Source organism: Nocardioides sp., from assembly GCF_964228225.1.
Classification (GTDB): Bacteria; Actinomycetota; Actinomycetes; order Propionibacteriales; family Nocardioidaceae; genus Nocardioides.
In genome coordinates, this window is the sequence record NZ_CAXQZB010000066.1 from 1 (window position 1) to 22,925 (window position 22,925).

The window sequence follows — 22,925 nt, forward strand, 5'->3', positions numbered from 1 at the left end:
CAGGCGGATCTGCCCGATCCGGCTGCCGAATGCTTGTGACGACGGGAGACAGCGGCCCCGGATCAGCCGAGGGAGGCGAGCAGGCGGGCGGTGCGCGCCACGAGGTCGTCCACCGCGGCGGCCGCGGCGGGGCTCATGATCCCCATGTCGATGAAGCCGTGCACGAGGCCGTCGTAGCGCTGGGCGTCGACGACGACGCCGGCAGCCCGCAGGGCCGCGCCGTAGGCCTCGCCCTCGTCGCGCAGCGGGTCGAACTCCGCGGTCACGAGCACGGCCGGCGGCTGGCCGGCGAGGTCGCCGAGGATCGGGCTGTGGCGCACGTCGTCGAGGTCGATCCCGAGCGCGGCCAGGGCGTCGGCGTCGTCGGCCGGGGCGGCCTCGGCGGCGGACAGGCCGAGGTAGTGGGCCCCGAACCAGGTCATCGTGGCCATCTCGAGGAAGTAGCCCACCGCGTTCTCCTCCCGCGAGGGGTAGTCCCCGAGCAGGTGGGTGGCGGGGTAGATCAGGACCTGGGCCGACACCAGGTCGGGCCGGGCCTGGGAGACGACGGCGGAGAGGTTGCCGCCCGCGGAGTCGCCACCCACGGCGACGACGTCGGAGCCCTGCCACTCGCCGCGGTGCGCGTGCACCCAGTCCAGCGCGGCGAGCGCGTCCTCCACGGCCGCCGGGAACGGGTGCTCGGGCGCCAGCCGGTAGTCCACCGCGACGACGGCCACCCCGGCGCCGGCGCAGAAGCGGCGGCAGATCTGGTCGTGGGTGTCGAGGTCGCCGATCACGAACCCGCCGCCGTGGAGGTAGAGCAGGGTCGCGACCGGGCCCTCGGCCCCGGCCGGGAGGTAGAGCCGGCCGGGTCGACCGGCGACGTCGACGTCGCGGAGCTCGCCCACCGGCACCCGGCTCTCCGGGGTGACCAGGTCGACGGTCATCGCGCGGTAGGCGCGGCGCGCGTTCTCGGGCGTGCCCTCGTGCATGGGCGGGTAGGGAGCGGCGGCGACGAGCTCGAGCAGGGCGGCGGTGCCCGGATCCAGTGGCATGGTGCCGAGCCTAGGGCGGGTGTCGCCGCGACGTCGACGGACGCGCTGACTGGACACCCAGGCCGGAACGGGGGTTCGGGAATCGTCCCGACCGCTAGGCTCGACGCCGTAGCGCAAGTTATCCGCAAGAATCCGCCGCTCGATCCTGGTCATTCTTTCGAGGGAAACTGGTGCACCTCTCCCCCCGGACTCGACACCATGGACCCATGACGCTGATGGACGCGGCGCGCCCCACCACGACCGACCACGAGGTCCCGAGCCCCGAGCTCTGGCCCCTGGTCAACCAGGTGCGCCCCTACGCCTGGGGATCGCGCAGCCACATCCCGCGGTTCCTCGGTCACCCCGAGGACGGCGAGCCCGCCGCCGAGCTCTGGCTCGGCGCCCACGCCGGCGACCCCTCGCGTCTGCCCGAGGGCGACACCCTGCTCGACCGCATCGTGGCCGATCCGGAGGCGACCCTCGGCGCCGACGTCCACGCCCGGTTCGGCGCCCGGCTGCCGTTCCTGATGAAGGTGCTCGCCGCCGCCGAGCCGCTCTCGCTGCAGGTGCACCCCTCGCCCGAGCGCGCCGTGGTCGGCTACGAGCGCGAGAACCAGGCCGGCATCCCGCTGGAGGCCGGGCACCGCAACTACCGCGACTGCTCCCACAAGCCCGAGCTGATCTTCGCCCTCACCCGCTTCGAGGGGATGGCCGGCTTCCGCGCCGTCGAGGACACCGCCCGGCTGCTGCGGCTGCTCGGCCACGAGTGGGCCGACGAGACCGCCCACCGACTCGGCGAGGGCACCCCCGCCGCAGCGCTGCGCCGCGTCGTCACCGACATCCTGCGCGCCGGCGCCGGCGACCCCGACGGCACCGCCCGGCTGCTGGCCGAGCTCGGGGAGCGCGCCCACGACACCGAGGAGCGGCTGCACCGCCAGGACTCCTACTCCCGCGCCCGCTCGCACCGGCCCGACCCCGTGCTGCGCGAGGCCACCCGGGTCTTCGCCCAGCTGCCCGACCTCGTGGAGCGCTACCCCGCCGACGCCGGGGCGCTGGTCACCCTGCTGCTCAACCACATCGTGCTCGCCCCGGGCGAGTCGATGTTCGTGCGGGCCGGTCTCATCCACGCCTACTCCCGCGGGCTGGGCGTGGAGATCATGGCCTCCTCCGACAACGTCCTGCGCGCCGGTCTCACGCCCAAGCACATGGACGTCGAGGAGCTGCTCGACGTCACCGACTTCACGCCGTCGCCGGCCCCGTACTGGAACCGCGTCGACCTCGGCGACCCCGACTACGCGCGCCTCACGCCGCCGGTGGAGGAGTTCGCGCTCCACGTCGCCACCAGCCCGGTCTTCGAGCTGCCCCCGCAGGGCCCGCGCATCGTGCTGGCCCTCGAGGGCGAGGTCGACGTCGTGTGCGGCGGCTCGCGCCGCACGCTCCCGCGCGGCCACTCGGTGTTCGTCCCCCACTCCGCGGGCCGCATCGTGGTGATCGGCGAGGGCCGGGTCGCCGTCGCCTCCGTGCCCGACTGAGGAACACCTCGGGTCCGCCTCGCGGCCGATCGACGCACCGGCCGGCCGCCCCCTCTCCCGTCTGCCGGGTGGGCGGAGTGTCAGTCGGTGAACGTCGAGTCGTCCTCGGATCCGACCTCGTACCGGATCTCCTCGACCACGAGATCGATCCCCTGCTCCAGCAGGGAGTCGGGCAGGGTCTGCACGACCCGGTCGAGGTAGTCCACCACGGTCGCGGCCGGATCGAGCTGGTAGCCGCCCTCCACCTCGCGCACCATCACCGTGGCCCGGTCGATGCCGGTCGCACGCACGAACTCGGCCGGCAGGCAGGCGGAGTCGGAGTCCTCCACCACCGATCCGCCGGGCTGGTACTCCTGCGCCGTGCCGCAGTCCCCGACCAGCTCCGCCCCCACACTCACCGGCTCACCGGTGATGTCGTCGAAGTCCAGCCGCGCCACCGCGCGATCGATCGTGAGACGGGTCAGGCCGTCCCCGACGTCCTCGACGTCGACGTCCAGGTCCTCGAGCGAGGCCGACGTCACCGTCACCCCCACCAGGTACTCCTGCACGATCGAGGCGTAGGGCCGCAGCGCGATCGCGAGACCCTCCGGGAGCGCGTCGACCAGCGCCGCGACCTGCCCGCCGTCGACGAGGGTGGCCAGGTCGGAGAGCACCGCTTGCGGCGTCGCCGAGATGCGCGGCCGGTACTCGTCGGACTCCGCGTAGTCGGCCGCGACCAGGCCCTCGTCACCGTAGGCCCGGATCCGGAACTCGCGGACCGCGTCGCCGAACTGCAGGTCCAGCGCCGAGGCGAGCAGGCTGACGTACCAGCGGCCCTCGACCCGGACCGTCAGGACGGCCGGAGGCACTCCGTAGATGTTCTCGAACGCCTCCGGGCTGCCGTCCAGCGTCGTCTCCTCGAGCACCGCGGTGAGATCGCCGAGGCGCTCCGGCAGTCGTTCGGGGTCGAGGGCGATGGTGGCGAGCCCCCGGGTGGGCACCACCCGGGCGAGATCGTCGGCCAGCTGCTCCACCTCGACGTCGAGGTCGTCGACGCGGAGGTCGACGGCGTCGAGCAGCCGCCCACCTCCCGTGAGCCCGACGTCCTCGAGCCGCTGCCGGGCGCGTCCGAAGCTCGCGGCCAGACCGACGACCTCGGCGGGGTTGACCACCGCCAGCGCCGCCACGGCGTCCTGGGCGGTGACCGCGGCGACGAACTCGCGCACGGCCTCCTCCGGTGAGTCCGCTCCCGGACCTCCGCGCAGCACCGACCACGCCACGATCCCACCCGCGACGAGCGCGAGGGCCAGGGTGCCGATCAGGGCGATCCGACGCCGCGGCAGCCCGGTCGGGGCGATGCGCGGCGGCGGAGACGACGGCGGCGCCGTCACCGAGGACGGCGGGGCGGGTGGCGGTACCGAGGGGACCGGCGGAGCGGGCGGCGCCGGAGGCGGCACGGGCGGTGTCCCGGCCGACGTCCCGGCCGACGGCGCCGGGGGCGGGGTGCCCGGGTCGGGGGCGAGGGCGGCGCCGCACCCGGTGCAGAACCGTTGACCGCTCGCGCGGGCCGTGCCACACCCACCGCAGAACCTGCTCACGTCCGAGACCTCCTGGGGATCACCGCGGTGGGACGACGACCTCGGGTCGGGTCGAGGTGGGGAGCGCGGCGGTGCGCCAGTCGACCAGTACCGCACCGGTTCCCGCAAGTCCCCCGATGACCACGACGACAGGCGCCGGCCCGAGGTTCGCCGGGGCGAGTCCGAGCACCCACCACACCCCGGCCGAGCCGAGCACGACCATCGCAGCGAGCGCTCGGCGGATCCACCGGACCGGAGCGCCACGCGGCACGGCGCAGCCGATGAGGACGACACCGGCCCCCGGCGGCACGAGCAACAGCCACCACCAGCGGTCCGCCTCCGGGGAGACGCCCGCGACCACGCCCGCGCGGAGCAGGGTGACTGTGTCGGCCAGCGAGGAGTCCGCCAGCAGGCCCTCCCGCGCCCAGGGCACCAGGAACTGCAGGGCGCCCGAGGCACCACAGACCACCCAGAGCACCGGGGCCACCGCGTTCCATGACGGCGCGACACGGGCCCCGGGCGACCTCACCAGGCCGCCTCGACCTGCCAGGCGGGGAGGTCGGGTCGGTCGATCCAGTGCCGACCCTCGTGGCGCAGGGCGGCGACGTCGGCGTCGACCATGATCCGCGCCAGACCCTCCCCGTGCACCCGCGCCTGCCAGCCCAGTCGCTCGGCGGCCAGGCTGCTGTCGCCGATCAGCGAGGCGCCCTCGGCGGGGCGCAGGTAGCGGCGGTCGAAGCGCACGTGCTGCTGCCAGTCCAGGCCCGCGTGGTCGAACGCGGCGGCCACGAACTCGCGCACCGAGGTGCGGGTGCCGGTGGCGAGCACGTAGTCGCCCGGCTCGTCGGCCTGCAGCATCCGCCACATGCCCTCGACGTACTCCGGGGCGTAGCCCCAGTCGCGCACGGCGTCGAGGCTGCCGAGGTAGACGTAGTCGTCGAGACCGGCCTGGATGCGGGCCACCGCCCGGGAGACCTTGCGGGTGACGAAGTCCTCGTGGCGACGCGGCGACTCGTGGCTGAAGGCGATGCCGTTGACCGCGAACATGCCGTAGGTCTCGCGGTAGTTGCGGGTGATCCAGTGCGCGTACAGCTTCGCCACGGCGTAGGGCGAGATCGGCTGGAAGGGGGTGTCCTCGCGCTGCGGGGGCGGGCTGGCGCCGAACATCTCCGAGGACGAGCTCTGGTAGTAGCGGCACTCGATCCCCGAGGCGCGGATCGCCTCGAGCAGCCGGACCGCACCCAGACCGGCGGCGTCGCCGGTGTGCTCGGGGCGCTCGAAGCTCACCGCCACGTGCGACTGACCCGCGAGGTTGTAGACCTCGTGCGGGGCGATGCGCCCCAGCAGGGTCATGAGCCGGGCGCTGTCGCCGAGGTCGCCGTCGTGGAGGAAGAAGCGCACGTCGGGCTCGTGCGGGTCGCGGTAGAGGTGGTCGATGCGCCCCATGTTGTACGACGACGCCGAGCGCACGACGCCGTGCACCTCGTACCCCTTGGCCAGCAGCAGCTCGGCGAGGTAGGACCCGTCCTGGCCGGTGACGCCGACGATCAGCGCACGCCGGCGATCCTGCTCGCCGGCGGCGTCACCGGGGACGTCGCCGGCGACGGAACTGGCACGGGGAGACGTGGTCACCCGCCCGATCGTAGTGAGCCCGCGCCCGCGCGGATCACTCGTACCCGAGGATCTCGTGCCGCTTCTCGGCCCAGGCCAGGGCGGCGGCGATGGCGTCGGGGATGCTCAGCTCGGTGCGCCAGTCGAGCAGGCGCGCCGCCTTGTCGACGTTGGCGAAGGCACCCACGGCGTCGCCGGGACGCGGCGGGGCCTCGGTGGTGGGCACGGCCCGACCGAAGACGCCCTCGAAGGCGCTGATGAGCTCACGCACGGTGACGCCGTCGCCCCGACCGACGTTGATGATCGTGGCGGGCGCCTGCTCGGCGGCCAGGACGTCGTCGAAGCGCTCGATCGCACGCACGTGGGCGCGGGCGAGGTCCCAGACGTGGATGTAGTCGCGCACGCCGGTGCCGTCGCGGGTGGGCAGGTCGGTGCCGGTGATGGTGAAGGAGTCCTTCTGCCCGCGGGCGGCCAGCACCAGCTGGCCGAGCACGTGGCTGGGCTCCTTGACGTAGATGCCGGACTCCAGGTCGGGGTCGGAGCCGATGGGGTTGAAGTAGCGCAGGATGATCGCGCGCAGGTCGGTGGCGGAGGCGAGGTCGAGCAGGACCTGCTCCATCATCCGCTTGGTGCGGGCGTAGGGGGAGGGCGGGTCGAGCGGGTCGTCCTCGTCGACCTCGAAGCCGTCCTTGGTGGCGTACAGGCTCGCGGAGGAGGAGAACAGGACGCGGTTCAGCCCGAGCGCGGTGAGCTCGTCGAAGAGCTCGAGCGACTTCGCGACGTTGTCGCGGTAGTACTCGTAGGGCTTCTCCACCGACTCCGGCACGACGATGCGTGCGGCCATGTGGATAGTGGCGTCGATGTCGGGGTGCTCCGCGGCGATGCGGCGCAGCAGTGCGCGGTCGGCGATGTCGCCCTCGTAGAAGATCCGGTCGCGCACGAAGGCCAGCGGCCCGGTCAGCAGGGAGTCGAGGATGACCGGGGTGTGCCCGGCCGCCTCGAGGGCCTTCGCAGTGGTCGAGCCGAGGTAGCCGGCCCCGCCGGTGATGAGCACCTTCATGGCCGACACGGTAACGGTGCTCCCCGACCGGACCACGAAAAGTGACGGAGCCGACGGCCTCCCTCCAGCCGTCGGCTCCGTCACTGTCGATGCCGGGGTCGCGACGTCGGGGCCTCGCAGCCCGCTCTGCAGGTCTCCCCGCAGCACCTCGCGACAGCACCAACTCTGCCGTGCGACGGCGGTGCGCGCCTCGGCCGAGCAGCCGGAACCGGGATGGCCCGGGGGGACTACCCGCGGCACCGGACGACGGGGCGGGCGCGGAGGCGGGGACCGAGGACACCGACCCCAAAAGCAGGACGGAGCCGACGGCCTCCCTCCTGCCGTCGGCTCCACGCCTGGGTCGCGACGTCGGGGCCTCGCAGCCCGCTCTGCGGGTCTCCCCGCAGCACCTCGCGACAGCAGTAACTCTGCCGTGCCGCGAGGCGCGCCACCTCAGGCGAGCAGACGTGCTCGGGATAGTCCTTTCGGACTAGACGGCGCGCCAACCGGGGAACGTCGCAACTAGCGAAATGTGCAGGCCGGAGCCGTGGATCCACGGACTGCGCTGCACATTTCGCTAGTTGCGACGGGAGACCGCGGGCTACTCGGCGAGGAGGTCGAGGAGGTAGCGGCCGTAGCCGGACTTGAGCAGGGGCTCGGCGAGGGCGGTGAGGCCGGCGTCGTCGATGAAGCCCATCCGCCAGGCCACCTCCTCCGGCGCCCCGACCTTGGTGCCCTGGCGGGCCTCGATGGCGCGCACGAAGTTGCTGGCGTCGTTGAGGTCGTCGAAGGTGCCGGTGTCGAGCCAGGCCGCCCCGCGGGGCAGCACCTCGACCTGGAGCCGACCCTGCTCGAGGTAGATCCGGTTGAGGTCGGTGATCTCGTACTCCCCCCGCGCCGAGGGGCGCAGGGTGCGGGCCAGCGCGGACACGTCGGGGCCGTAGAAGTACAGCCCCGGCACGGCGTAGCGGCTGCGCGGTCGCGCGGGCTTCTCCTCCAGCGAGATCGCCCGGCCCTCGGCGTCGAACTCCACGACGCCGTACGCGGTCGGATCGGCGACGCGGTAGCCGAACACCGCCGCACCGTCGAGGTCGGCGAAGCGGCGCAGCCGGGTGCCGAGGCCGGCGCCGTGGAAGATGTTGTCGCCCAGCACCAGCCCCACCGACTCCCCGCCGATGTGCTCCTCCCCGATCACGAAGGCCTGGGCCAGGCCGTCGGGGCGCTCCTGCACGGCGTAGGTGATCGCCAGACCGAGGTGCGACCCGTCGCCCAGCAGCCGCCGGAACTGGTCGGCCTCGTGCGGGGTGGTGATCACCAGGATCTCCCGGATGCCGGCGAGCATCAGTGTCGAGAGCGGGTAGTGGATCATCGGCTTGTCGTACACCGGCATCAGCTGCTTGCTCACCGCGAACGTGATGGGGTGCAGTCGGCTGCCCGTGCCGCCGGCCAGGATGATCCCGCGCATCAGCGCACCGCCCGACCGGGTCGGGCCGAGGGCCGAGGGGCGGACGGATCCACGGTTCCGGGGGTGGACAGCACCGGCTTAGCCTACGGTGATCGGGTCGGTGCCGACCTCAGACGGCGCCCGGCGTCCCCCATGCACGATCCGCATCACCGAGGACCCCCCGACCCATGACCCTCGTCGCTGGACCTACGCCCTCCGGGCTGCACGGCGCCCCGAGCGCCCGGCCGAGCGCGCCCGCGCGCCGCTCCCGGCTGCTCCCCCGCCTGCCGCTGGCCATCCTCGCCGTCGACCTCACGCTGCTGCTCGGGGCCGTGCTCACCGCCCTGCTGGCGCGCGCCACCTGGGACTTCGCCACCGGACCCGCCGACCTCAGCCCGGACCTGCCGCTGCTGGCACCGGCCCTGGTCGGCACCTGGGTGCTGTCGCTGGCCGCGGCCGGCGCCTACACCCGGACCTACCTCGAGGTCGGCACCGAGGAGTTCCGCCGGGTCGCCAAGGCGGCCCTCGCCGCTGCCGCGCTCGTGTCCACCGCCTGCTTCGTGATCAAGTACCCGCTCTCGCGGGGGCTGCTGTTCACCTACGCCGCGGTGGCGTTCGTGCTGCTGCCGGTCGGCCGCCTCGCCGTGCGCCGTGTGCTCTACCGGGCCCGCGGGCGCAACTCGCTGCTGCACAACGTCCTGGTGATCGGCCACGCCGACGAGGCCGAGCGGGTCGCGGCGGTGCTGCGGCGCGACGCCCGGCTGGGGTACCGCGTCGTCGGCGCGCTGTCGCCGGGCGGCGTGCCCGGCACCCTCACCGATCGGGGGGTCGCGGTGCAGGGCAGCACCGCCGCGATCTGCGACCACGTCGTGCGCTCGGGGGTGGACGTGGTGTTCTTCGTGGACGGCGGCGTGCGCTCGGCCACCGAGATGCGGCGGATCGCCTGGGCCCTGGAGCCCCACGGCGTGCAGGTGGTGGTGGCGCCCAGCATCTCCGACGTCGCCGGCGACCGGGTCAAGATCCGGCCCGTCGGCGGCCTGCCGCTGATCCACCTCGACCCGCCGCGCGCGATCGACGCCTCCCGCTGGGGCAAGCGTCTGCTCGACATCGTCGGCTCGGTCGCGATCCTGGTGGCGGCCTCCCCCGTGCTGCTCGCGGCCGCGCTCGCCGTGCGCTGCGGCGACCGGGGCCCGGTGCTGTTCCGGCAGGCCCGCGTGGGCCGCGACGGCCGGGTCTTCGAGGTGCTCAAGCTGCGCACCATGGTCGTGGACGCCGAGGCCCGGCTCGCCGAGCTGCGGGCCGCGCACGGCTGGGACGGCGGGCTGTTCAAGCTCGCCGAGGACCCCCGCATCACCCGGGTCGGCCGGCTGCTGCGGCGCCTCTCGATCGACGAGCTCCCGCAGGCGTGGAACGTCCTGCGCGGCGACATGAGCCTGGTCGGTCCGCGTCCCCCGCTGCCGGAGGAGGTGGCGGCCTACCCGGTCGACGCCCGTCGTCGCCTGCGGGTGCGTCCCGGCATCACCGGGCTGTGGCAGGTCTCGGGACGCTCGGACCTGTCCACCGAGGAGGCCCTGCGCCTGGACCTCTACTACGTCGACAACTGGTCGGTGCTGCAGGACCTCTCGATCCTGGCCAAGACGGTCACCGCCGTGCTCAGCTCCCGCGGCGCCTACTGATCCGTGCCCTCCTCGCGCGGGCGCAGGGCCGGCAGGACCGGTCCGCCCACGCCCTAGAGTGGGCGCGTGCGAGTACTGGTCACGGGTGGGGCGGGATTCATCGGCGCGAACTTCGTCGAGCACGCCGTGGCGCAGGGCGCGGAGGTCACCGTGCTCGACCTGCTCACCTACGCCGCCTCGCCCGACGCGCTGGCCGCGCTGCCGCAGGTGCGGCTGGTCGTGGGCGACGTCGCCGACGCCGCGGTGGTCGAGCCGCTCGTGGCCGAGCACGACGTCGTGGTGCACTTCGCCGCGGAGTCGCACAACGACAACTCCCTGCGCGACCCCGGCCCCTTCATCCGCACCAACCTCGTCGGCACCTTCACGCTGCTCGAGGCCGTGCGCCGCACCGGGGCACGGCTGCACCACGTGTCCACCGACGAGGTCTACGGCGACCTCGCCCTCGACGACCCGGCTCGCTTCACCGAGGACAGCCCCTACCGCCCCAGCAGCCCGTACTCGGCCAGCAAGGCCGGCTCGGACCACCTCGTGCGGGCGTGGGGACGCAGCTTCGGGGTGCGCGCCACGCTGAGCAACTGCTCCAACAACTACGGACCCTGGCAGCACGTCGAGAAGTTCATCCCGCGCCAGATCACCAACCTCCTCGACGGCGGCCGCCCCAAGGTCTACGGCACCGGCGCCCAGGTGCGCGACTGGATCCACGTGGCCGACCACTCCGCCGCGGTGTGGACGATCCTCGAGCGGGGCGTGCCGGGCGAGACCTACCTCATCGGCGCCGACGGCGAGCGCACCAACCTCGACATCGTCCGCACCCTGCTGCGACTGCTCGGCCGCGACGCCGAGGACTACGACCTGGTCGCCGACCGCCCCGGACACGACCAGCGCTACGCCATCGACTCCACCAAGCTGCGCCGCGAGCTGGGCTGGACGCCGCGCTTCGCCGACGTCGAGGCCGGGCTGGCCGACGTCATCGCCTGGTACCGCGGGCACGAGGACTGGTGGCGCCCGGTCAAGGCCGGCACCGAGGCCGCGTACGCCGCGCGGGGCCAGGCGTGAGCGACCCCGCCCCGCTGGCCGTCGAGACGACGGCGATCGCGGGGCTGCTCGTCGTCCGGCTGCCCGTGCACCGCGACGCCCGCGGCTGGTTCAAGGAGGCCTGGCAGCGGGAGAAGATGGTCGCGCTCGGGCTGCCCGACCTCGCCCCGGTGCAGCACAACGTCTCCTTCAACGCCCGGCGCGGCACCACCCGCGGCCTACACGCCGAGCCGTGGGACAAGCTGGTCACCCTCGCCACCGGCCGGGCCTTCGGCGCCTGGGCGGACCTGCGGGAGGGCGCGGGCTTCGGCACCGTGGTGACCCTCGAGCTCGACCCCGGCGTCGCGGTGTTCGTGCCGCGCGGGGTGGCGAACAGCTACCAGACCCTCACCGACGACGTCGCCTACGCCTACCTCGTCACCGCGCACTGGAACCCCGCGGTGCGCTACCTCGGCCTCGCCCTCGACGACCCCGCGCTCGGCATCGACTGGCCGGTGCCGCCGGCCGAGGCCGAGGTCTCGGAGAAGGACCGCAGCAACCCCCGGCTGGCCGAGATCACCCCGGTGCCGCCGCGCGTGCCGCTGGTGCTCGGCGCACAGGGCCAGCTGGGCCGGGCCCTGATGCGGGCGCTGCCCCACGCCGTCGGGGTCGACCGCGACCAGCTGGACCTCACCGACCCCGCCGCGCTCGCCGCGTGGGACTGGGCGCAGCACGACGTCGTCTACAACGCCGCCGCGTGGACCGCCGTCGACGCCGCCGAGACCGCCGAGGGACGCCGAGGCGCCTGGGCCCTCAACGCCCGGGTGCCGGCCGAGCTGGCGGCGATCGCGCGCCGCCACGACCTGGGGCTGGTGCACGTCTCCACCGACTCCGTCTTCGACGGCGAGCAGGAGGTGCACGAGGTCGACGAGCCCGTGGCCCCCCTGGGCGTCTACGGCGCCTCGAAGGCCGCCGGCGAGGCGGCAGTCACCTCCTGGCACCGCCACCACCTGGTGCGGACGACCTGGCTGGTGGGCGAGGGTCCCAACTTCGTGCGCACGATGGCCGACCTCGCCCGCCGCGGCGTGAGCCCCCGGGTGGTGGACGACCAGATCGGACGGCTGACCTTCGCCGACACCCTGGCCGACGCGCTGGTGCACCTGGTGCAGCACGCCCCGCCGGGCACCTACCACGTGACCAACGGCGGGCCGGCGCGCTCGTGGGCCGCGATCGCGCGGGCCGTCTTCGCCGCCTGCGGCCGTGAGGCCGACGACGTCGTGCCGGTGTCCACCGCCGCGTACGCGGCCGGGCTGGACGCCCCGCCGGCACCCCGTCCGCGGCACAGCACGCTGGCCCTCACCGCCCTCGAGGCCACGGGCTTCACGCCCGAACCGCAGGACGAGGCCCTCGCCCGCTACCTCACCGCCCTGCTGTAGGGCTCCCCGTCTCCCGTGGTCACCCGCGGAGTGCACCGGTCACCGGCGTTGACCGGTGCATTCCGCTGGTGACAACGGGGAACAGGGACCCTCAGGCGCGGCGCAGGCTGAAGCGGCGGCGCGCAGCGCGCTCGGGGGTGGGGGCGTAGCTGTAGCCGTACCCGTAGCCGTACCCGTAGCCGGACCCGCGGCGCCGCGAGGGCACCTGGTTCACGACCGTGCCCACCACCTTGGCGTCCACCGACTCGACCCGCTCCAGGGCGTGGCGCAGCTGCTCGCGGGTGGTGCGGCCGTGCTTGACGACGGCGAGCAGGCCGTCGGAGCGTGCGGCGAGCAGGGCGGCGTCGGTGACGGGCAGCAGCGGCGGGGCGTCGATGAGCACGATGTCGAAGCGGGCCCGCAGGTCCTGCAGGAGCGTCTCCATGGCCTGCGACTGCAGCAGCTCGGCGGGGTTGGGCGGGCGGTGGCCGCAGGGCAGCACCTGCAGTCCGGTGTCGCCGTAGGCCTGCAGGGCGTCGTCGAGCTTGACGCGCCCGATGAGCACGCTGGTCGTGCCGACCGCGCCGTCGAGGCCGAGCCGGTCGGCCATCGTGGGCCGGCGCAGGTCGCACTCCACGAGCACCACCGACTCCCCGGCCAGCGCGAGGGTGACGGCGAGGTTGGCCGACGTCGTGGACTTGCCCTCGCCGGGCAGGGAGCTGGAGATCACGAACACCCGACGGTCGTGGTCGACCTCGACGTACTGCATGTTCGTACGCAGCACCCGGAACGCCTCGGCCCACGGCGTGGTGTCCTGCAGCGCCTCGTGCGGGGCCAGGCGCACCGCGGCGGCGTCGGAGCCGATGTTGGCCAGCACCGGCGCCTGGGTGACGGTGGCGACGTCCTCGGTGGTGGTGATCGAGGTGTCGAGCAGGTCGCGCAGGACGGCGAGGCCGGCGCCGAGGAGCAGCCCGAGCGCCAGACCGAGGGTGAGGTTGCGCCGAGGGTTCGGGCTGATCGGGCCCAGCGACAGCTGGGCGTTGTCGACGATCGAGACCCGCACCGGCGCCGACGTCTGGCCTTCCGGCGTCTCGATCTCGGACACGAGGTCGCTCAGCGCCACGGCGTAGGCCTGGGCGATGTCGCGCGCCAGCACGGGATCGGGGTTGCGCGCGGTGATGGTGAGGTTCACGGTCGCCGGGACGGCCGCGGCGCTGACGCTGCCGCGCAGCGCCCCGGCCGGCACGCGCCCGCCCATCGCGGCGGCGACGGCGTCGGCGAGCTTGCGGGTGCCGACCAGGTTCACGTAGGAGGCCACACGCTGGGTGGCGAACTGGTTGCCGACGCTGGCCTCGCCGGTGTTGGTGGCGGCGGTGGAGACGAAGAGCTGGGCGGAGGAGGCGTAGAGCGGGGTCGCCTGCCAGGTCATCAGTCCCGAGGCACCGGCCGCCAGCAGCACCGTGGCGACGATCAGTCGCCAGCGGCGGCGGATCGTGCGCCAGTAGTCGGTCAGTTCCACGGTGTTGCCCCTCCACGCCAGGGGACGCGCTCTCCCCAGCGCGTCCTGCCGCCCACCCTATCGACCACGGGGGCCCGCCCCTGCGGGTTCGTGGCGGATCGGTCCCGGCCGGGCCTCAGCGACGACGCAGGCCAGCGATCGCGGGACGCACGTCGGCGAGGTACACGAGGGTGGCGACGAGGAAGACGATGAAGATCAGGCCGCCGCCGATGGGCACGAACTGCAGCACCACGCCGACGCCGAGCAGGGTGCACCACGTGGCCTTGTTGAGCTTGCCGGCCGCCTCGTAGGCCGGGGCGGGCTGCAGCAGCGCGTGCACGAAGGCGAAGATCGAGAGCGCGAGCACGGCGAAGAACACGACGGTCGCCAGCGTGCCCTCGATGAAGAAGACGTGGTCTGCCCAGGAGTCCATGGTGGGCACAGCGTAGCGGCCCCCACCCGGCCGCGGGGGTGGTCGGCGCCGCCCCCGGGAACGCCCTCGGCCCCGCCGTCCACAGGGACGACGGGGCCGAGGAGGAAGGGAAGGTCGGACCCCGCAGGGCCCTGGTGGGGCTCAGGCGCCGGCGGCGGGGGCCTTCTTGGCCGGAGCCTTCTTGGCGGCCGGGGCCTTCTTGGCGGCGGGCGCCTTCTTCGCGGCCGGGGCCTTCTTCGCGGCGGGGGCCTTCTTGGCGGCCGGGGCCTTCTTGGCGGCCGGGGCCTTCTTGGCGGCCGGGGCGGCGGGGGCCTCGGTCACGGTCACCTCGACGACGGGCAGCTTGGCGCCCTTGACGACAGCCTCGCCGCGCTTGGCCAGGTCGGCGTAGGTGGCGGTGAGGGTGGCGACGTTCTCGTCGACGACGGTCTGCACCTTGGCCTGGACCTTGGTCGGCAGCGCCTCGGCGGCGGCCTGCAGCTCCGCGACCCGGGCCTCGACGCGGGCACGGCGGGTCTTGGCGACCTCGAGGGCCGACTCGCGCAGGGTCTTGGGGTCGAAGTCGGTGACGGTGCGCTGCACGTCGGCGACCTTCACCTGGGCGTCCTTCTGGACCTCGGTGAAGCGCTTCTGCACGTCGGCGACGTACTCCTTGACGGCGGTCACGGCGAGGTCGCCGGCGCCCACGGAGGCGTAGAGGGGCTTCTGGGCGGCCGCGGGGATCTCGAGCGAGGCGAGGTCGATCTTGGTCTTGGCCATGGTTACTTCTCCTTGATCTCGGCCGGGTCTCCGGCCTGGGGTGCGACGCCGGTGTCCGCGGGGTCCGCGGTGCCGGTGGTGCCGGCGGTGGCGTCGGCATGGGTGGGGTTGATCTCGTCGTCCTCGTTCCGCTCCGCCGCGTTGAGCGCGAGGAACGACGCATAGACATCGAGGAGTGACTGCTTCTGCCGCTCGGTGAGGCCGGGGTCGTGCAGGACGGCGAGTTCGACCGTGCCGTCGGTGGTGACCTCGGGGCTGACGATCCCGGCGCGGACGTAGAGCTGGTCCGCGGAGATGCGCAGCGCCCGGGCGATCTGCTGCAGCACATCGGCGGAGGGCTTGCGCAGCCCCCGCTCGATCTGGCTCAGGTAGGGGTTGGACACACCCGTCTGCGCGGCGAGCTGCCGCAAGGACAGCCGCGACGCGAGCCGCTGCTCCTTGAGGTAGTCACCGAGCGACTCGACGGTCTGCCCGACCTTGCTCTTGGCCATGCCCCCATCTTGCTAACTGTTGTTAGCACTTGCAAGCAAAGCGGGCGTGACCTCACCCACACATCCCCTGCAGGACAAGGGATCTGCGGCGGATCTGGGTGCTTGCAACCAGGCAGCAGTGGCCCCCGTCACGCGCGGGCCCTGCGGCCTCACAGCACGGCGCGCACCTCGCCGACGACGTCGTGGGCCCCGGTGAGCGGCACCCGCGTGGCCGCCCGCACGCCGGCCGCGTCGACCCCGGGCTCCTCGAGCACCCCGGCCCGGGCGAGCAGCGCCCCCATCACCGCGCGGCGGGCGCGGTCGCCGCCGTCCTCGATCTTGACCGCGGCCACCCGGCCGTCGGGCAGTGCCACGACGTAGCTGGCCTCGGCGCCGTACTTGCCGATCGCGCCGGGGACCGCGGTGAGCAGGACCCGCTCGTCGCGCGTCGTGCCCGAGACCAGCTCGGGCCGGGACCGCACGGCCGCCGCGACGCGACCCTCCTCCGAGGCCGGGTCGGCGGTGGCGATCGCGGCGAAGGCGCGGGCCGTGCCGAGCAGGGTGGTGGCGAACTGCGGCGCGCCGCAGCCGTCCACCACGGTGGCGGCGACGGGCTCTCCGGTGAGCTCGGCGACGGTCGCGGCCAGGGCCTGCTGCAGCGGGTGCGCGGGGTCGCGGTAGCCGGCGGTGTCCCAGCCGCGGTGCACGCAGGTGGCGAGCATCGCCGCGTGCTTGCCCGAGCAGCCCATCGCCAGCGCGGTGCGCTCGCCGCCGGCACGGATCACGGCATACCGGGTCGCTTCGTGCCCCGGCCAGTCGGGCGGGGTCTGCAGGGCGTCGGGGCCCAGGCCGACCGAGTCCAGCAGGGCCAGCACGCCGTCGGTGTGGATCGGCTCACCGTCGTGGCTCGCGCAGGCCAGCGCGACCTGGGGTGCGCTGAGCGGGACGCCGAGGCGCAGCATGCCGACGGCCTGCAGCGGCTTGAGGGTGGAGCGGGTCAGGATCGGGGCGCGGACGTCGCCCCACGACGCCGTGACGACGCCGTCGGCGTCGAGCAGCAGCGCGATGCCGCGGTGGCGGCCCTCCACGAAGCCCGAGCGCACGACCTCGGCGAGCACCGGCGACCCTGCGCCGGGACCGGTTTCGCGCGACACCTTCTCCATCGAGCCCATGAATCCACGTTATCGACTCTGCTTTGGCAAGATGCCCCGCATGTCCTCACCCGGGCCCGGCTCCGCCCCGCTCCCCCAGCACTGCCCCTCCCCAGCCGAGCTCGACGACCTGGAGCTGCTCCTCACCGGCGCGCTCGCCCCGCTGGACGGGTTCGACCTGCCCGGCAGCCCCGTGACCCTGACCCTGCCCGACGCGCTGCGCGCCGCCCCGGAGATCGAGCTGGTCGACCCCGAGGGCCTGCCGCTCGCGCGGGCCGCCCTGCGCGCCGACGGAAGCCGCGAGGTCCGGCTGCTCACGCTGCCGCAGTACGGCCCGTTCCGCCGCCTCTACCTCAGCCCCGCGCAGGTGCGCGCGGCCCACGCCGGCCGCACCGTCGTGCCGGTCGACGACGCCCTCAGCCTCGCCGACCTCGAGGAGCTGCGCGGGCGCGGCCCCCTGCTGCTGCTCGCCCTGGTCGGCACCGGCACCCCGCGCCTGTCCCCCGTGGCGCTGCTGCGCGCCACCCTCGCGGCTGCCGACCTGCTGCCCGACGCCGTCGTCGTGGCGGTGCCGCTGGCCTCGCACGGCACCGCCGCCACCGACCACGCGCTGGGGGTGCAGGTGGTGGCCACCTACGCCGCCGGCGACCCGGTGCACGCCCTCGGCGCCGCGGACCCCGACGCCGCCCTGCCCGAGGCGGTGGCGGCGATCGTGGCCGAGGACCAGCCCGCGCCGCAGGACCAGGGCCTCGTGCTCTTCTTCACCGGCCTGTCCGGCAGCGGCAAGTCCACCCTGGCCCGGGCGCTGATGGACCGACTGCTCGAGCAGGGCGGGCGCAGCGTCACCAGCCTCGACGGCGACGTCGTGCGCCGCCACCTCTCGGCCGGGTTGACGTTCTCCAAGGAGGACCGCGAGACCAACATCCGCCGCATCGGCTGGGTGGCCGCCGAGATCGCCCGCCACGGCGGGGTGGCGGTCGTGAGCCCGATCGCGCCCTTCGACGCCACGCGCCAGGACGTGCGGGCGATGGTCGACGCCGCCGGCGGTGCGTTCTTCCTCGTCCACGTCGCCACGCCGCTGGAGGAGTGCGAGCGGCGCGACCGCAAGGGCCTGTACGCCAAGGCGCGCCGCGGCGAGATCCCCGAGTTCACCGGCATCTCCTCCCCGTACGAGGCACCCACCGACGCCGACGTCGTGGTCGACACCACCGGGCGCACCATCGACGACGCGCTCGACGACGTCGTCGACGCCCTCGCCGACGCGGGCTACCTGGACCTGCGCCGCACCCCGGCCGCGACCCCCGCCACGGCTCCGGCCGCGGCGCCGGCCGCGGCGCCGGCGGCCGCGCCGGCCGTGTCGGAGGAGGAGCGTCCGCTGCGGGTGCTGTTCGTGTGCACCGCCAACATCTGCCGCTCGCCCTACCTGGAGCTGCGCGCCCGCGCGATCGCGGAGTCGCTCGGGGCGGGGGTGGAGATCGGCAGCGCCGGCACCCACGGCTGGATCGACAAGCCGATGGAGCAGCGGATGGCCGACCAGGCCCGGGCCCGCGGCCTGGACCCCGCGTCGTTCCGCTCCCGTCGCCTCACCCCGGCGATGGTCGCGCAGGCCGACCTCGTGCTCACCGCCGAGGCCACGCACCGCGCGTTCATCCTCGAGGAGGACCCGCAGGCCTTCCGCAAGGTCTTCACCCTGGGTCAGTTCGCGGCCGCGCTGGGCCAGATCGACCCGACGCTGGTCGGCCACGCCGCCGTGCGCGCGGTGGGCCAGCACCGCGGCAGCGCCGACCCGGCGCACGACCTCGCCGACCCCTACGGTCGTGGCGCCGACGCCGCCACCGCCACCGCCCGACGCGCCGACGACCTGCTCGACGTCGTCCTCCCCCGACTCGGCGCCACCGGCGCGGAGAGGACCTCCTGATGGACCTGCTCACCACCACGGCGCTGGCGATCCTCGTCGCCGGCTTCCTCGTCGGCATCGTCGTCGGCCTCACCGGCATGGGCGGCGGCGCCCTGATGACCCCCGCCCTGCTGTTCCTCGGCGCCGGCGCGGGCGAGGCCTCCACCGTGGTGGCCGCCGACCTCACCGCCGCCGCGATCTACAAGTCGGGCGGCGCGATCGTGCACGCCCGCGAGGGCTCGCCCAACCTCGAGCTCGCCAAGTGGCTGATCATCGGCTCGGTGCCGATGGCGCTCGCCGGGCCGTACGCGGTGAAGGCGTTCACCGCCGACGAGGACCAGCTCGACTTCGTGCTGAAGATGTCGATCGGCTTCGCGCTGCTGCTCGCCGCGCTCACCTACGCGCTGCGGCTCTACCTCAACCTGCGCCGGGTGCGCGGCGGCGGGCACCTCGGCGAGGAGGACCCGCGCATCCGCCCGCTGGCCACGCTGCTGGTCGGCGCGCTCGGCGGTCTGCTCGTCGGCATCACCAGCGTCGGGTCCGGCTCGGTGATCATGGTCGCGCTGCTCATGCTCTATCCCGGCCTGTCGGCGGTGAAGCTGGTGGGCACCGACCTCGTGCAGGCCGTGCCGCTGGTGCTGGCCGCCGCGGTCTCCAACGTCGCGATCCACGGCCTGGACTGGGAGCTGCTGATCCCGCTCGTCATCGGCTCGGTGCCCGGCACCGTGCTGGGCAGCCGGCTCGCCCCGCGCGTGCCCCAGTCGATCCTGCGGCGCGGCATCGTGGTCGTGCTGACGATGTCGGGCGTCGCCCTGCTCGACAAGGCCGGCTGGAAGCCGCTCGGCGCCGACGAGACCCACCCCATGCTGGTCGCCGGCGTCGGCGTGGCGATGCTGGTGCTCGTGCCGCTCGTGTGGGGCCTGCTGCGACGCGGTCAGGGACTCCCGATGTTCGGCGCCCCCACCGTGGCCCAGCTCGAGGGCGTCGACGAGCTCAAGCCCTCGGGCCCCCGCACCGAGTGACGGCGGGCTCCGCGGCGGCGCGCGTCGCCGTCGTCGACCTGGTCGAGCCCGACCGGTTGCGCGTCGCCGCGGAGCCGGCGCTGCTCTACGCCCAGACCCGGGTCGAGCTGCTCGCGGGCTTCCGTGAGCTGCGGCGCACGGCCGCGCTGCTGCGCCTGCTGCCGGACCGGTGGGCCCACGGGCTGGCCGACCACCTCGCCGGACCCCTGGCCGATCCCCTGGCCGATCCCCTGGCCGATCCCGATGGCGACGTCGCGGCGCACGACCGCACCCCGGAGGACGAGGCCGCGCTGCTCGCGGGCGTCGTCGACGACCTGCGCTCGCTGGAGGGGCGGGCGCTGCGGCGGATCCTGCCCGACCTGGGCGACGCCGCACGACACGCCGGCGCCCGTGCGGTGCGCGAGGAGCTGCGGCACCGCAGCCAGCGGCGCAGCGACCCCTCCCTCAACCCCGAGGCCGCGCGCCTGTTCAGCGCCGTGGGGCGGCTGGCCGCACGCTCGCGCCGCTCGCCCGATGCGCTGATCGCCCTGCTGCTGCACAGCGTCGCCCTGGCGCCCGGCGAGGCGGCGCTGATGCCCACCGGGATGGTGCACCTGCCCGGCACCGGCCGCACCCTGCAGGTGCGCGCCCCCGCCGACGCCGACCCCGCCGGGCTCCCCGCGCCGGTGCTCGACACCCCACCGGGACTGAGCCTGATGGCCGAGCTCGGTGTCGCGCCCGGTCCGGCCCCGCGCCTGGACCCGGCGGTGCGCACCCGCGACCTCCTGCGGTACGCCCCGCGCGACCTGGCGGTCGAGCTGACGATCGGCCTGGCCGAGCAGGTCCTCGACCCCTCCCTCGCCACGTCTCCCGGGGGGCGGCAGGCGACGGTGGTCGACCTCGACGACGGGCCCGAGCCGGCGCCGGGCGCACCGGCGCGCCCCGCGACGGACGCCCGACCACGGCGTGTGGCGGTCGTCGCACCCCGCTGAGCGAGGCGGCGCAGGGGTGCCGCCACGCCCTAGGCTGCCCGCCATGAGGATCACCGTCGTGGGTCTGGGGTACGTCGGACTGTCCAACGCCGTGGTGCTCGCCGGCGAGCACGACGTCGTCGCCGTGGACGTGGACCCCGGCCGCGTGGCGGCGCTGAACCGCCGCGAGGCGCCGATCGAGGACGCCGAGCTGAGCGAGCACCTCGCCACCCGCGACCTGCGACTCACCGCCACCCTCGACGCGCAGGCCGCCTACCGCGACGCCGAGATCGTCGTGATCGCCACCCCCACCGACTACGACGAGCGCACCCTGTACTTCGACACCTCCACCGTGGAGACCGTCATGCGCGACGCCCTCGCGGTGGCCCCGGACGCCACGATCGTGGTGAAGTCGACGGTGCCGGTGGGCTTCACCGAGCAGATGCGCGAGCGCCACCCCGGCGCGGCGATCCTGTTCTCCCCCGAGTTCCTGCGCGAGGGCCGCGCGCTGTGGGACAACCTGCACCCCTCGCGGATCGTGGTGGGCGGCGACCCCGACCGCGCCGCGGTGTTCGCCGACCTGCTGGCCGCCGGCGCCGAGGACGACGACGTGCCGGTGCTGCTCACCGGCACCACCGAGGCGGAGGCGATCAAGCTGTTCGCCAACACCTACCTCGCCCTGCGCGTGGCGTACTTCAACGAGCTCGACACCTACGCCGCCTCCCACGGCCTCGACAGCGCCCAGATCATCGAGGCCGTCGGGCTGGACCCGCGCATCGGCGGGCACTACAACAATCCCTCCTTCGGCTACGGCGGCTACTGCCTGCCCAAGGACACCAAGCAGCTGCAGGCCAACTACCGCAACGTGCCGCAGAACCTCATCAGCGCGATCGTGGAGGCCAACACCACGCGCAAGGACTTCATCGCCGAGGACGTGCTGCGCCGCAACCCCACGACGGTCGGGGTGTACCGGCTGATCATGAAGGCCGGCTCGGACAACTTCCGGGCCTCCAGCATCCAGGGGGTCATGAAGCGGCTCAAGGCCAAGGGCGTGGAGGTGCTGGTCTACGAGCCGACCCTGACCGAGCCCACCTTCTTCCGCTCCGAGGTGGTGCACGACCTGGCCGACTTCAAGGCCCGCAGCGACGTCATCCTGGCCAACCGGCGCACCGACGCCCTCGCCGACGTCGCCGAGAAGGTCTACACCCGCGACATCTACGGCCGCGACTGACCGGTGAGCCTGGCCCGCGCCGCCTGAAGTCGCAGGCGCGCGTCCTGCCGGCGTCGTGACGCCTGCTGGGCAAGGAAGCGGACCCGGGAGACGACGACGTCGGGGGGCAGGTGCGGGCGCGCGAGGTGCGCGTAGGTGGTGTCGGCGAACGCCACGTAGTCAGGTGTGAGGAGACCCGCGTGGAAGGTCGTGAAGTCGACCCGCTCCCGCGCGTGCCACAGGTGCTCCCACAGATGCAGACTCACCGCATCCGGGGGCAGCCCCACGCGCCGGTCGAAGAGGTCGGCGAGGCCGGCACGGGTGTAGTCGAGGGCGAAGAAGCGGGTCTCGGCCTCGACGCGCACCGCCTCGGGCATCTCGACACTCAGGCGGTACGGCAGCAGCGTCGAGTGGTTGCTCCACGAGCCGTCGAACGCGGCGGGCATCCGTCGTCGCCATTCCGTGATGAAGGCGGATCCGGCCTGGGCGGCGATCCAGGCGTTGCACAGGGAGCCCGCCGCACCGTGGGGCGGGAGCTCGTGGCCCATGATCGCGGGAGCGGCCGACCACTCGTGGGGCGCGGGGCGCACGAAGATCGAGTCGATGTCGGCGTAGTAGCCACCCTCGGCCATCAGGATCTCCAGCCGCACGAAGTCGGAGAGGTGGGCGTGGCGGTAGGGCTCGTGGGCGGGGTCGGCCCCCTCCAACCCCTGTCCGAGCGCCGCGGGGTCGAGCTGGCGGACCTCCACCGACGCAGCGATCCGGTCCCACCACGGACCCCACGGCCGGTGGTGGAGGTGCACGACGACACGTGCCCCGGGGTTGACCGCGCGGCAGGACGCCAGGCACAGGTGGTGGTGGAGCGGGAACGGCGCATCCTGCTCCCGCAGGCCGTAGACGAAGTGGAAGACCGCGGGGATGCGGGGCGTCGGCGGCACGCCCCGAGGCTAGCCGCGAACGCCGCGGGCTGAGACGCGCACGAAGTCCTGTGAGCCGGTCGACATACTGCTGACTTCGCCTGCCAGGGCCGCGGCTGACTACGATGAGCCGCTGGCCGTGCCGGCCAACCCCCGACCCGAGAGGCCCCAAGGCAACCCATGACCACCACGCATGCCGATTACCGGTTGAGCCAGTTGGATCAGTTGGAGGCGGAGTCGATCCACATTTTCCGGGAGGTGGCGGCGGAGTTCGAGCGTCCGGTGTTGATGTTCTCGGGTGGTAAGGACTCGATCGTG

20 protein-coding genes and 1 pseudogene are annotated in these 22,925 nt (G+C 74.0%); 9 read left to right on the plus strand and 12 right to left on the minus strand.

Annotated elements, in window-relative coordinates; all coding sequences use genetic code 11:
- Positions 1-62 precede the first annotated feature (62 nt).
- Positions 63-1,034, minus strand: a complete 972-nt coding sequence (locus tag ACERUJ_RS16395) for an alpha/beta hydrolase (RefSeq protein WP_370249896.1) — start codon at positions 1,032-1,034, stop codon at positions 63-65.
- A 206-nt stretch (positions 1,035-1,240) separates the two neighbouring features.
- Here ACERUJ_RS16395 and manA point away from each other — a divergent pair, with 206 nt between their 5' ends.
- Positions 1,241-2,545: a mannose-6-phosphate isomerase, class I gene (manA, locus tag ACERUJ_RS16400; protein ID WP_370249897.1), complete on the plus strand. Its 1,305-nt coding sequence runs from the start codon at positions 1,241-1,243 to the stop codon at positions 2,543-2,545.
- Positions 2,546-2,625: 80 nt separating this feature from the next.
- On the opposite strand, the gene ACERUJ_RS16405 is transcribed toward manA, so the two are convergent.
- The 5 genes from ACERUJ_RS16405 to rfbA all read right to left on the minus strand — a co-directional run bounded on the left by ACERUJ_RS16405 (position 2,626) and on the right by rfbA (position 8,216).
- Entirely contained in the window at positions 2,626-3,915 is a 1,290-nt protein-coding gene (locus tag ACERUJ_RS16405) for a hypothetical protein (protein ID WP_370249898.1), read from the minus strand.
- A 226-nt stretch (positions 3,916-4,141) separates the two neighbouring features.
- Positions 4,142-4,630, minus strand: coding sequence for a hypothetical protein (locus ACERUJ_RS16410; RefSeq protein WP_370249900.1), 489 nt, complete (start codon positions 4,628-4,630; stop codon positions 4,142-4,144).
- Positions 4,627-5,733: a GDP-mannose 4,6-dehydratase gene (gmd, locus tag ACERUJ_RS16415; RefSeq protein ID WP_370249902.1), complete on the minus strand. Its 1,107-nt coding sequence runs from the start codon at positions 5,731-5,733 to the stop codon at positions 4,627-4,629. The genes ACERUJ_RS16410 and gmd overlap by 4 nt, the downstream gene beginning before the upstream one ends.
- 34 nt (positions 5,734-5,767) lie before the next feature.
- Positions 5,768-6,772, minus strand: a complete 1,005-nt coding sequence (galE, locus tag ACERUJ_RS16420; protein ID WP_370249903.1) for a UDP-glucose 4-epimerase GalE — start codon at positions 6,770-6,772, stop codon at positions 5,768-5,770.
- A gap of 580 nt (positions 6,773-7,352) precedes the next feature.
- Positions 7,353-8,216, minus strand: coding sequence for a glucose-1-phosphate thymidylyltransferase RfbA (rfbA, locus tag ACERUJ_RS16425; protein WP_370249904.1), 864 nt, complete (start codon positions 8,214-8,216; stop codon positions 7,353-7,355).
- A gap of 167 nt (positions 8,217-8,383) precedes the next feature.
- On the opposite strand from rfbA, the gene ACERUJ_RS16430 reads away from it, so the two are divergent.
- From ACERUJ_RS16430 to ACERUJ_RS16440, 3 genes are all read left to right on the plus strand, one after another.
- Entirely contained in the window at positions 8,384-9,871 is a 1,488-nt protein-coding gene (locus ACERUJ_RS16430) for a sugar transferase (RefSeq protein WP_370249905.1), read from the plus strand.
- 66 nt (positions 9,872-9,937) lie between these two features.
- Positions 9,938-10,927, plus strand: a complete 990-nt coding sequence (rfbB, locus tag ACERUJ_RS16435; protein WP_370249906.1) for a dTDP-glucose 4,6-dehydratase — start codon at positions 9,938-9,940, stop codon at positions 10,925-10,927.
- Positions 10,924-12,321, plus strand: coding sequence for a sugar nucleotide-binding protein (locus tag ACERUJ_RS16440; protein WP_370249907.1), 1,398 nt, complete (start codon positions 10,924-10,926; stop codon positions 12,319-12,321). Before rfbB ends, ACERUJ_RS16440 begins: the two co-directional genes overlap by 4 nt.
- A 91-nt stretch (positions 12,322-12,412) precedes the next feature.
- Here ACERUJ_RS16440 and ACERUJ_RS16445 read toward each other — a convergent pair whose 3' ends face one another.
- From ACERUJ_RS16445 to ACERUJ_RS16465, 5 genes are all read right to left on the minus strand, one after another.
- Positions 12,413-13,819, minus strand: coding sequence for a polysaccharide biosynthesis tyrosine autokinase (locus ACERUJ_RS16445; RefSeq protein WP_370249908.1), 1,407 nt, complete (start codon positions 13,817-13,819; stop codon positions 12,413-12,415).
- A 115-nt stretch (positions 13,820-13,934) separates the two neighbouring features.
- Positions 13,935-14,231: a DUF2516 family protein gene (locus tag ACERUJ_RS16450; RefSeq protein ID WP_370249909.1), complete on the minus strand. Its 297-nt coding sequence runs from the start codon at positions 14,229-14,231 to the stop codon at positions 13,935-13,937.
- A 141-nt stretch (positions 14,232-14,372) separates the two neighbouring features.
- Positions 14,373-14,990, minus strand: coding sequence for a hypothetical protein (locus ACERUJ_RS16455; RefSeq protein ID WP_370249910.1), 618 nt, complete (start codon positions 14,988-14,990; stop codon positions 14,373-14,375).
- A gap of 2 nt (positions 14,991-14,992) precedes the next feature.
- Positions 14,993-15,481, minus strand: coding sequence for a helix-turn-helix domain-containing protein (locus ACERUJ_RS16460; RefSeq protein WP_370249911.1), 489 nt, complete (start codon positions 15,479-15,481; stop codon positions 14,993-14,995).
- A 149-nt stretch (positions 15,482-15,630) separates the two neighbouring features.
- Positions 15,631-16,632: an asparaginase gene (locus ACERUJ_RS16465; protein ID WP_370249912.1), complete on the minus strand. Its 1,002-nt coding sequence runs from the start codon at positions 16,630-16,632 to the stop codon at positions 15,631-15,633.
- A 40-nt stretch (positions 16,633-16,672) separates the two neighbouring features.
- Between ACERUJ_RS16465 and cysC the strand changes: the two genes are divergently transcribed.
- From cysC to ACERUJ_RS16485, 4 genes are read left to right on the plus strand one after another with little or no spacing between them, the layout of a single operon-like run.
- Positions 16,673-18,529 carry an adenylyl-sulfate kinase gene (cysC, locus tag ACERUJ_RS16470; protein ID WP_370249913.1) on the plus strand — a complete coding sequence of 619 codons (1,857 nt, stop codon included), beginning with the start codon at positions 16,673-16,675 and terminating at the stop codon, positions 18,527-18,529.
- Positions 18,529-19,530, plus strand: coding sequence for a sulfite exporter TauE/SafE family protein (locus tag ACERUJ_RS16475; RefSeq protein ID WP_370249915.1), 1,002 nt, complete (start codon positions 18,529-18,531; stop codon positions 19,528-19,530). The genes cysC and ACERUJ_RS16475 overlap by 1 nt, the downstream gene beginning before the upstream one ends.
- On the plus strand, positions 19,527-20,501 hold the full coding sequence (locus ACERUJ_RS16480) for a hypothetical protein (RefSeq protein ID WP_370249916.1): 975 nt from the start codon (positions 19,527-19,529) through the stop codon (positions 20,499-20,501). The genes ACERUJ_RS16475 and ACERUJ_RS16480 overlap by 4 nt, the downstream gene beginning before the upstream one ends.
- Positions 20,502-20,544: 43 nt before the next feature.
- Positions 20,545-21,711: a nucleotide sugar dehydrogenase gene (locus ACERUJ_RS16485; RefSeq protein ID WP_370249917.1), complete on the plus strand. Its 1,167-nt coding sequence runs from the start codon at positions 20,545-20,547 to the stop codon at positions 21,709-21,711.
- Here ACERUJ_RS16485 and ACERUJ_RS16490 read toward each other — a convergent pair.
- Complete coding sequence (locus tag ACERUJ_RS16490; protein ID WP_370249918.1) at positions 21,696-22,628, minus strand: glycosyltransferase; 933 nt, start codon at positions 22,626-22,628, stop codon at positions 21,696-21,698. The genes ACERUJ_RS16485 and ACERUJ_RS16490 overlap by 16 nt on opposite strands.
- Positions 22,629-22,787: 159 nt before the next feature.
- On the opposite strand from ACERUJ_RS16490, the pseudogene ACERUJ_RS16495 reads away from it, so the two are divergent.
- Positions 22,788-22,925 (plus strand): annotated as a pseudogene (locus ACERUJ_RS16495) (sulfate adenylyltransferase small subunit); the annotation flags it as partial.

Bases quoted from the DNA above. Each gene is read 5' to 3' on its own strand.
- cysC (WP_370249913.1), top strand. From the start codon at position 16,673: ATGTCCTCACCCGGGCCCGGCTCCGCCCCGCTCCCCCAGCACTGCCCC.
- manA (WP_370249897.1), top strand. From the start codon at position 1,241: ATGACGCTGATGGACGCGGCGCGCCCCACCACGACCGACCACGAGGTC.
- ACERUJ_RS16395 (WP_370249896.1), bottom strand. From the start codon at position 1,034: ATGCCACTGGATCCGGGCACCGCCGCCCTGCTCGAGCTCGTCGCCGCC.
- ACERUJ_RS16455 (WP_370249910.1), bottom strand. From the start codon at position 14,990: ATGGCCAAGACCAAGATCGACCTCGCCTCGCTCGAGATCCCCGCGGCC.
- ACERUJ_RS16475 (WP_370249915.1), top strand. From the start codon at position 18,529: ATGGACCTGCTCACCACCACGGCGCTGGCGATCCTCGTCGCCGGCTTC.
- ACERUJ_RS16485 (WP_370249917.1), top strand. From the start codon at position 20,545: ATGAGGATCACCGTCGTGGGTCTGGGGTACGTCGGACTGTCCAACGCC.
- galE (WP_370249903.1), bottom strand. From the start codon at position 6,772: ATGAAGGTGCTCATCACCGGCGGGGCCGGCTACCTCGGCTCGACCACT.
- ACERUJ_RS16465 (WP_370249912.1), bottom strand. From the start codon at position 16,632: ATGGGCTCGATGGAGAAGGTGTCGCGCGAAACCGGTCCCGGCGCAGGG.
- rfbA (WP_370249904.1), bottom strand. From the start codon at position 8,216: ATGCGCGGGATCATCCTGGCCGGCGGCACGGGCAGCCGACTGCACCCC.
- ACERUJ_RS16460 (WP_370249911.1), bottom strand. From the start codon at position 15,481: ATGGCCAAGAGCAAGGTCGGGCAGACCGTCGAGTCGCTCGGTGACTAC.
- ACERUJ_RS16430 (WP_370249905.1), top strand. From the start codon at position 8,384: ATGACCCTCGTCGCTGGACCTACGCCCTCCGGGCTGCACGGCGCCCCG.
- ACERUJ_RS16450 (WP_370249909.1), bottom strand. From the start codon at position 14,231: ATGGACTCCTGGGCAGACCACGTCTTCTTCATCGAGGGCACGCTGGCG.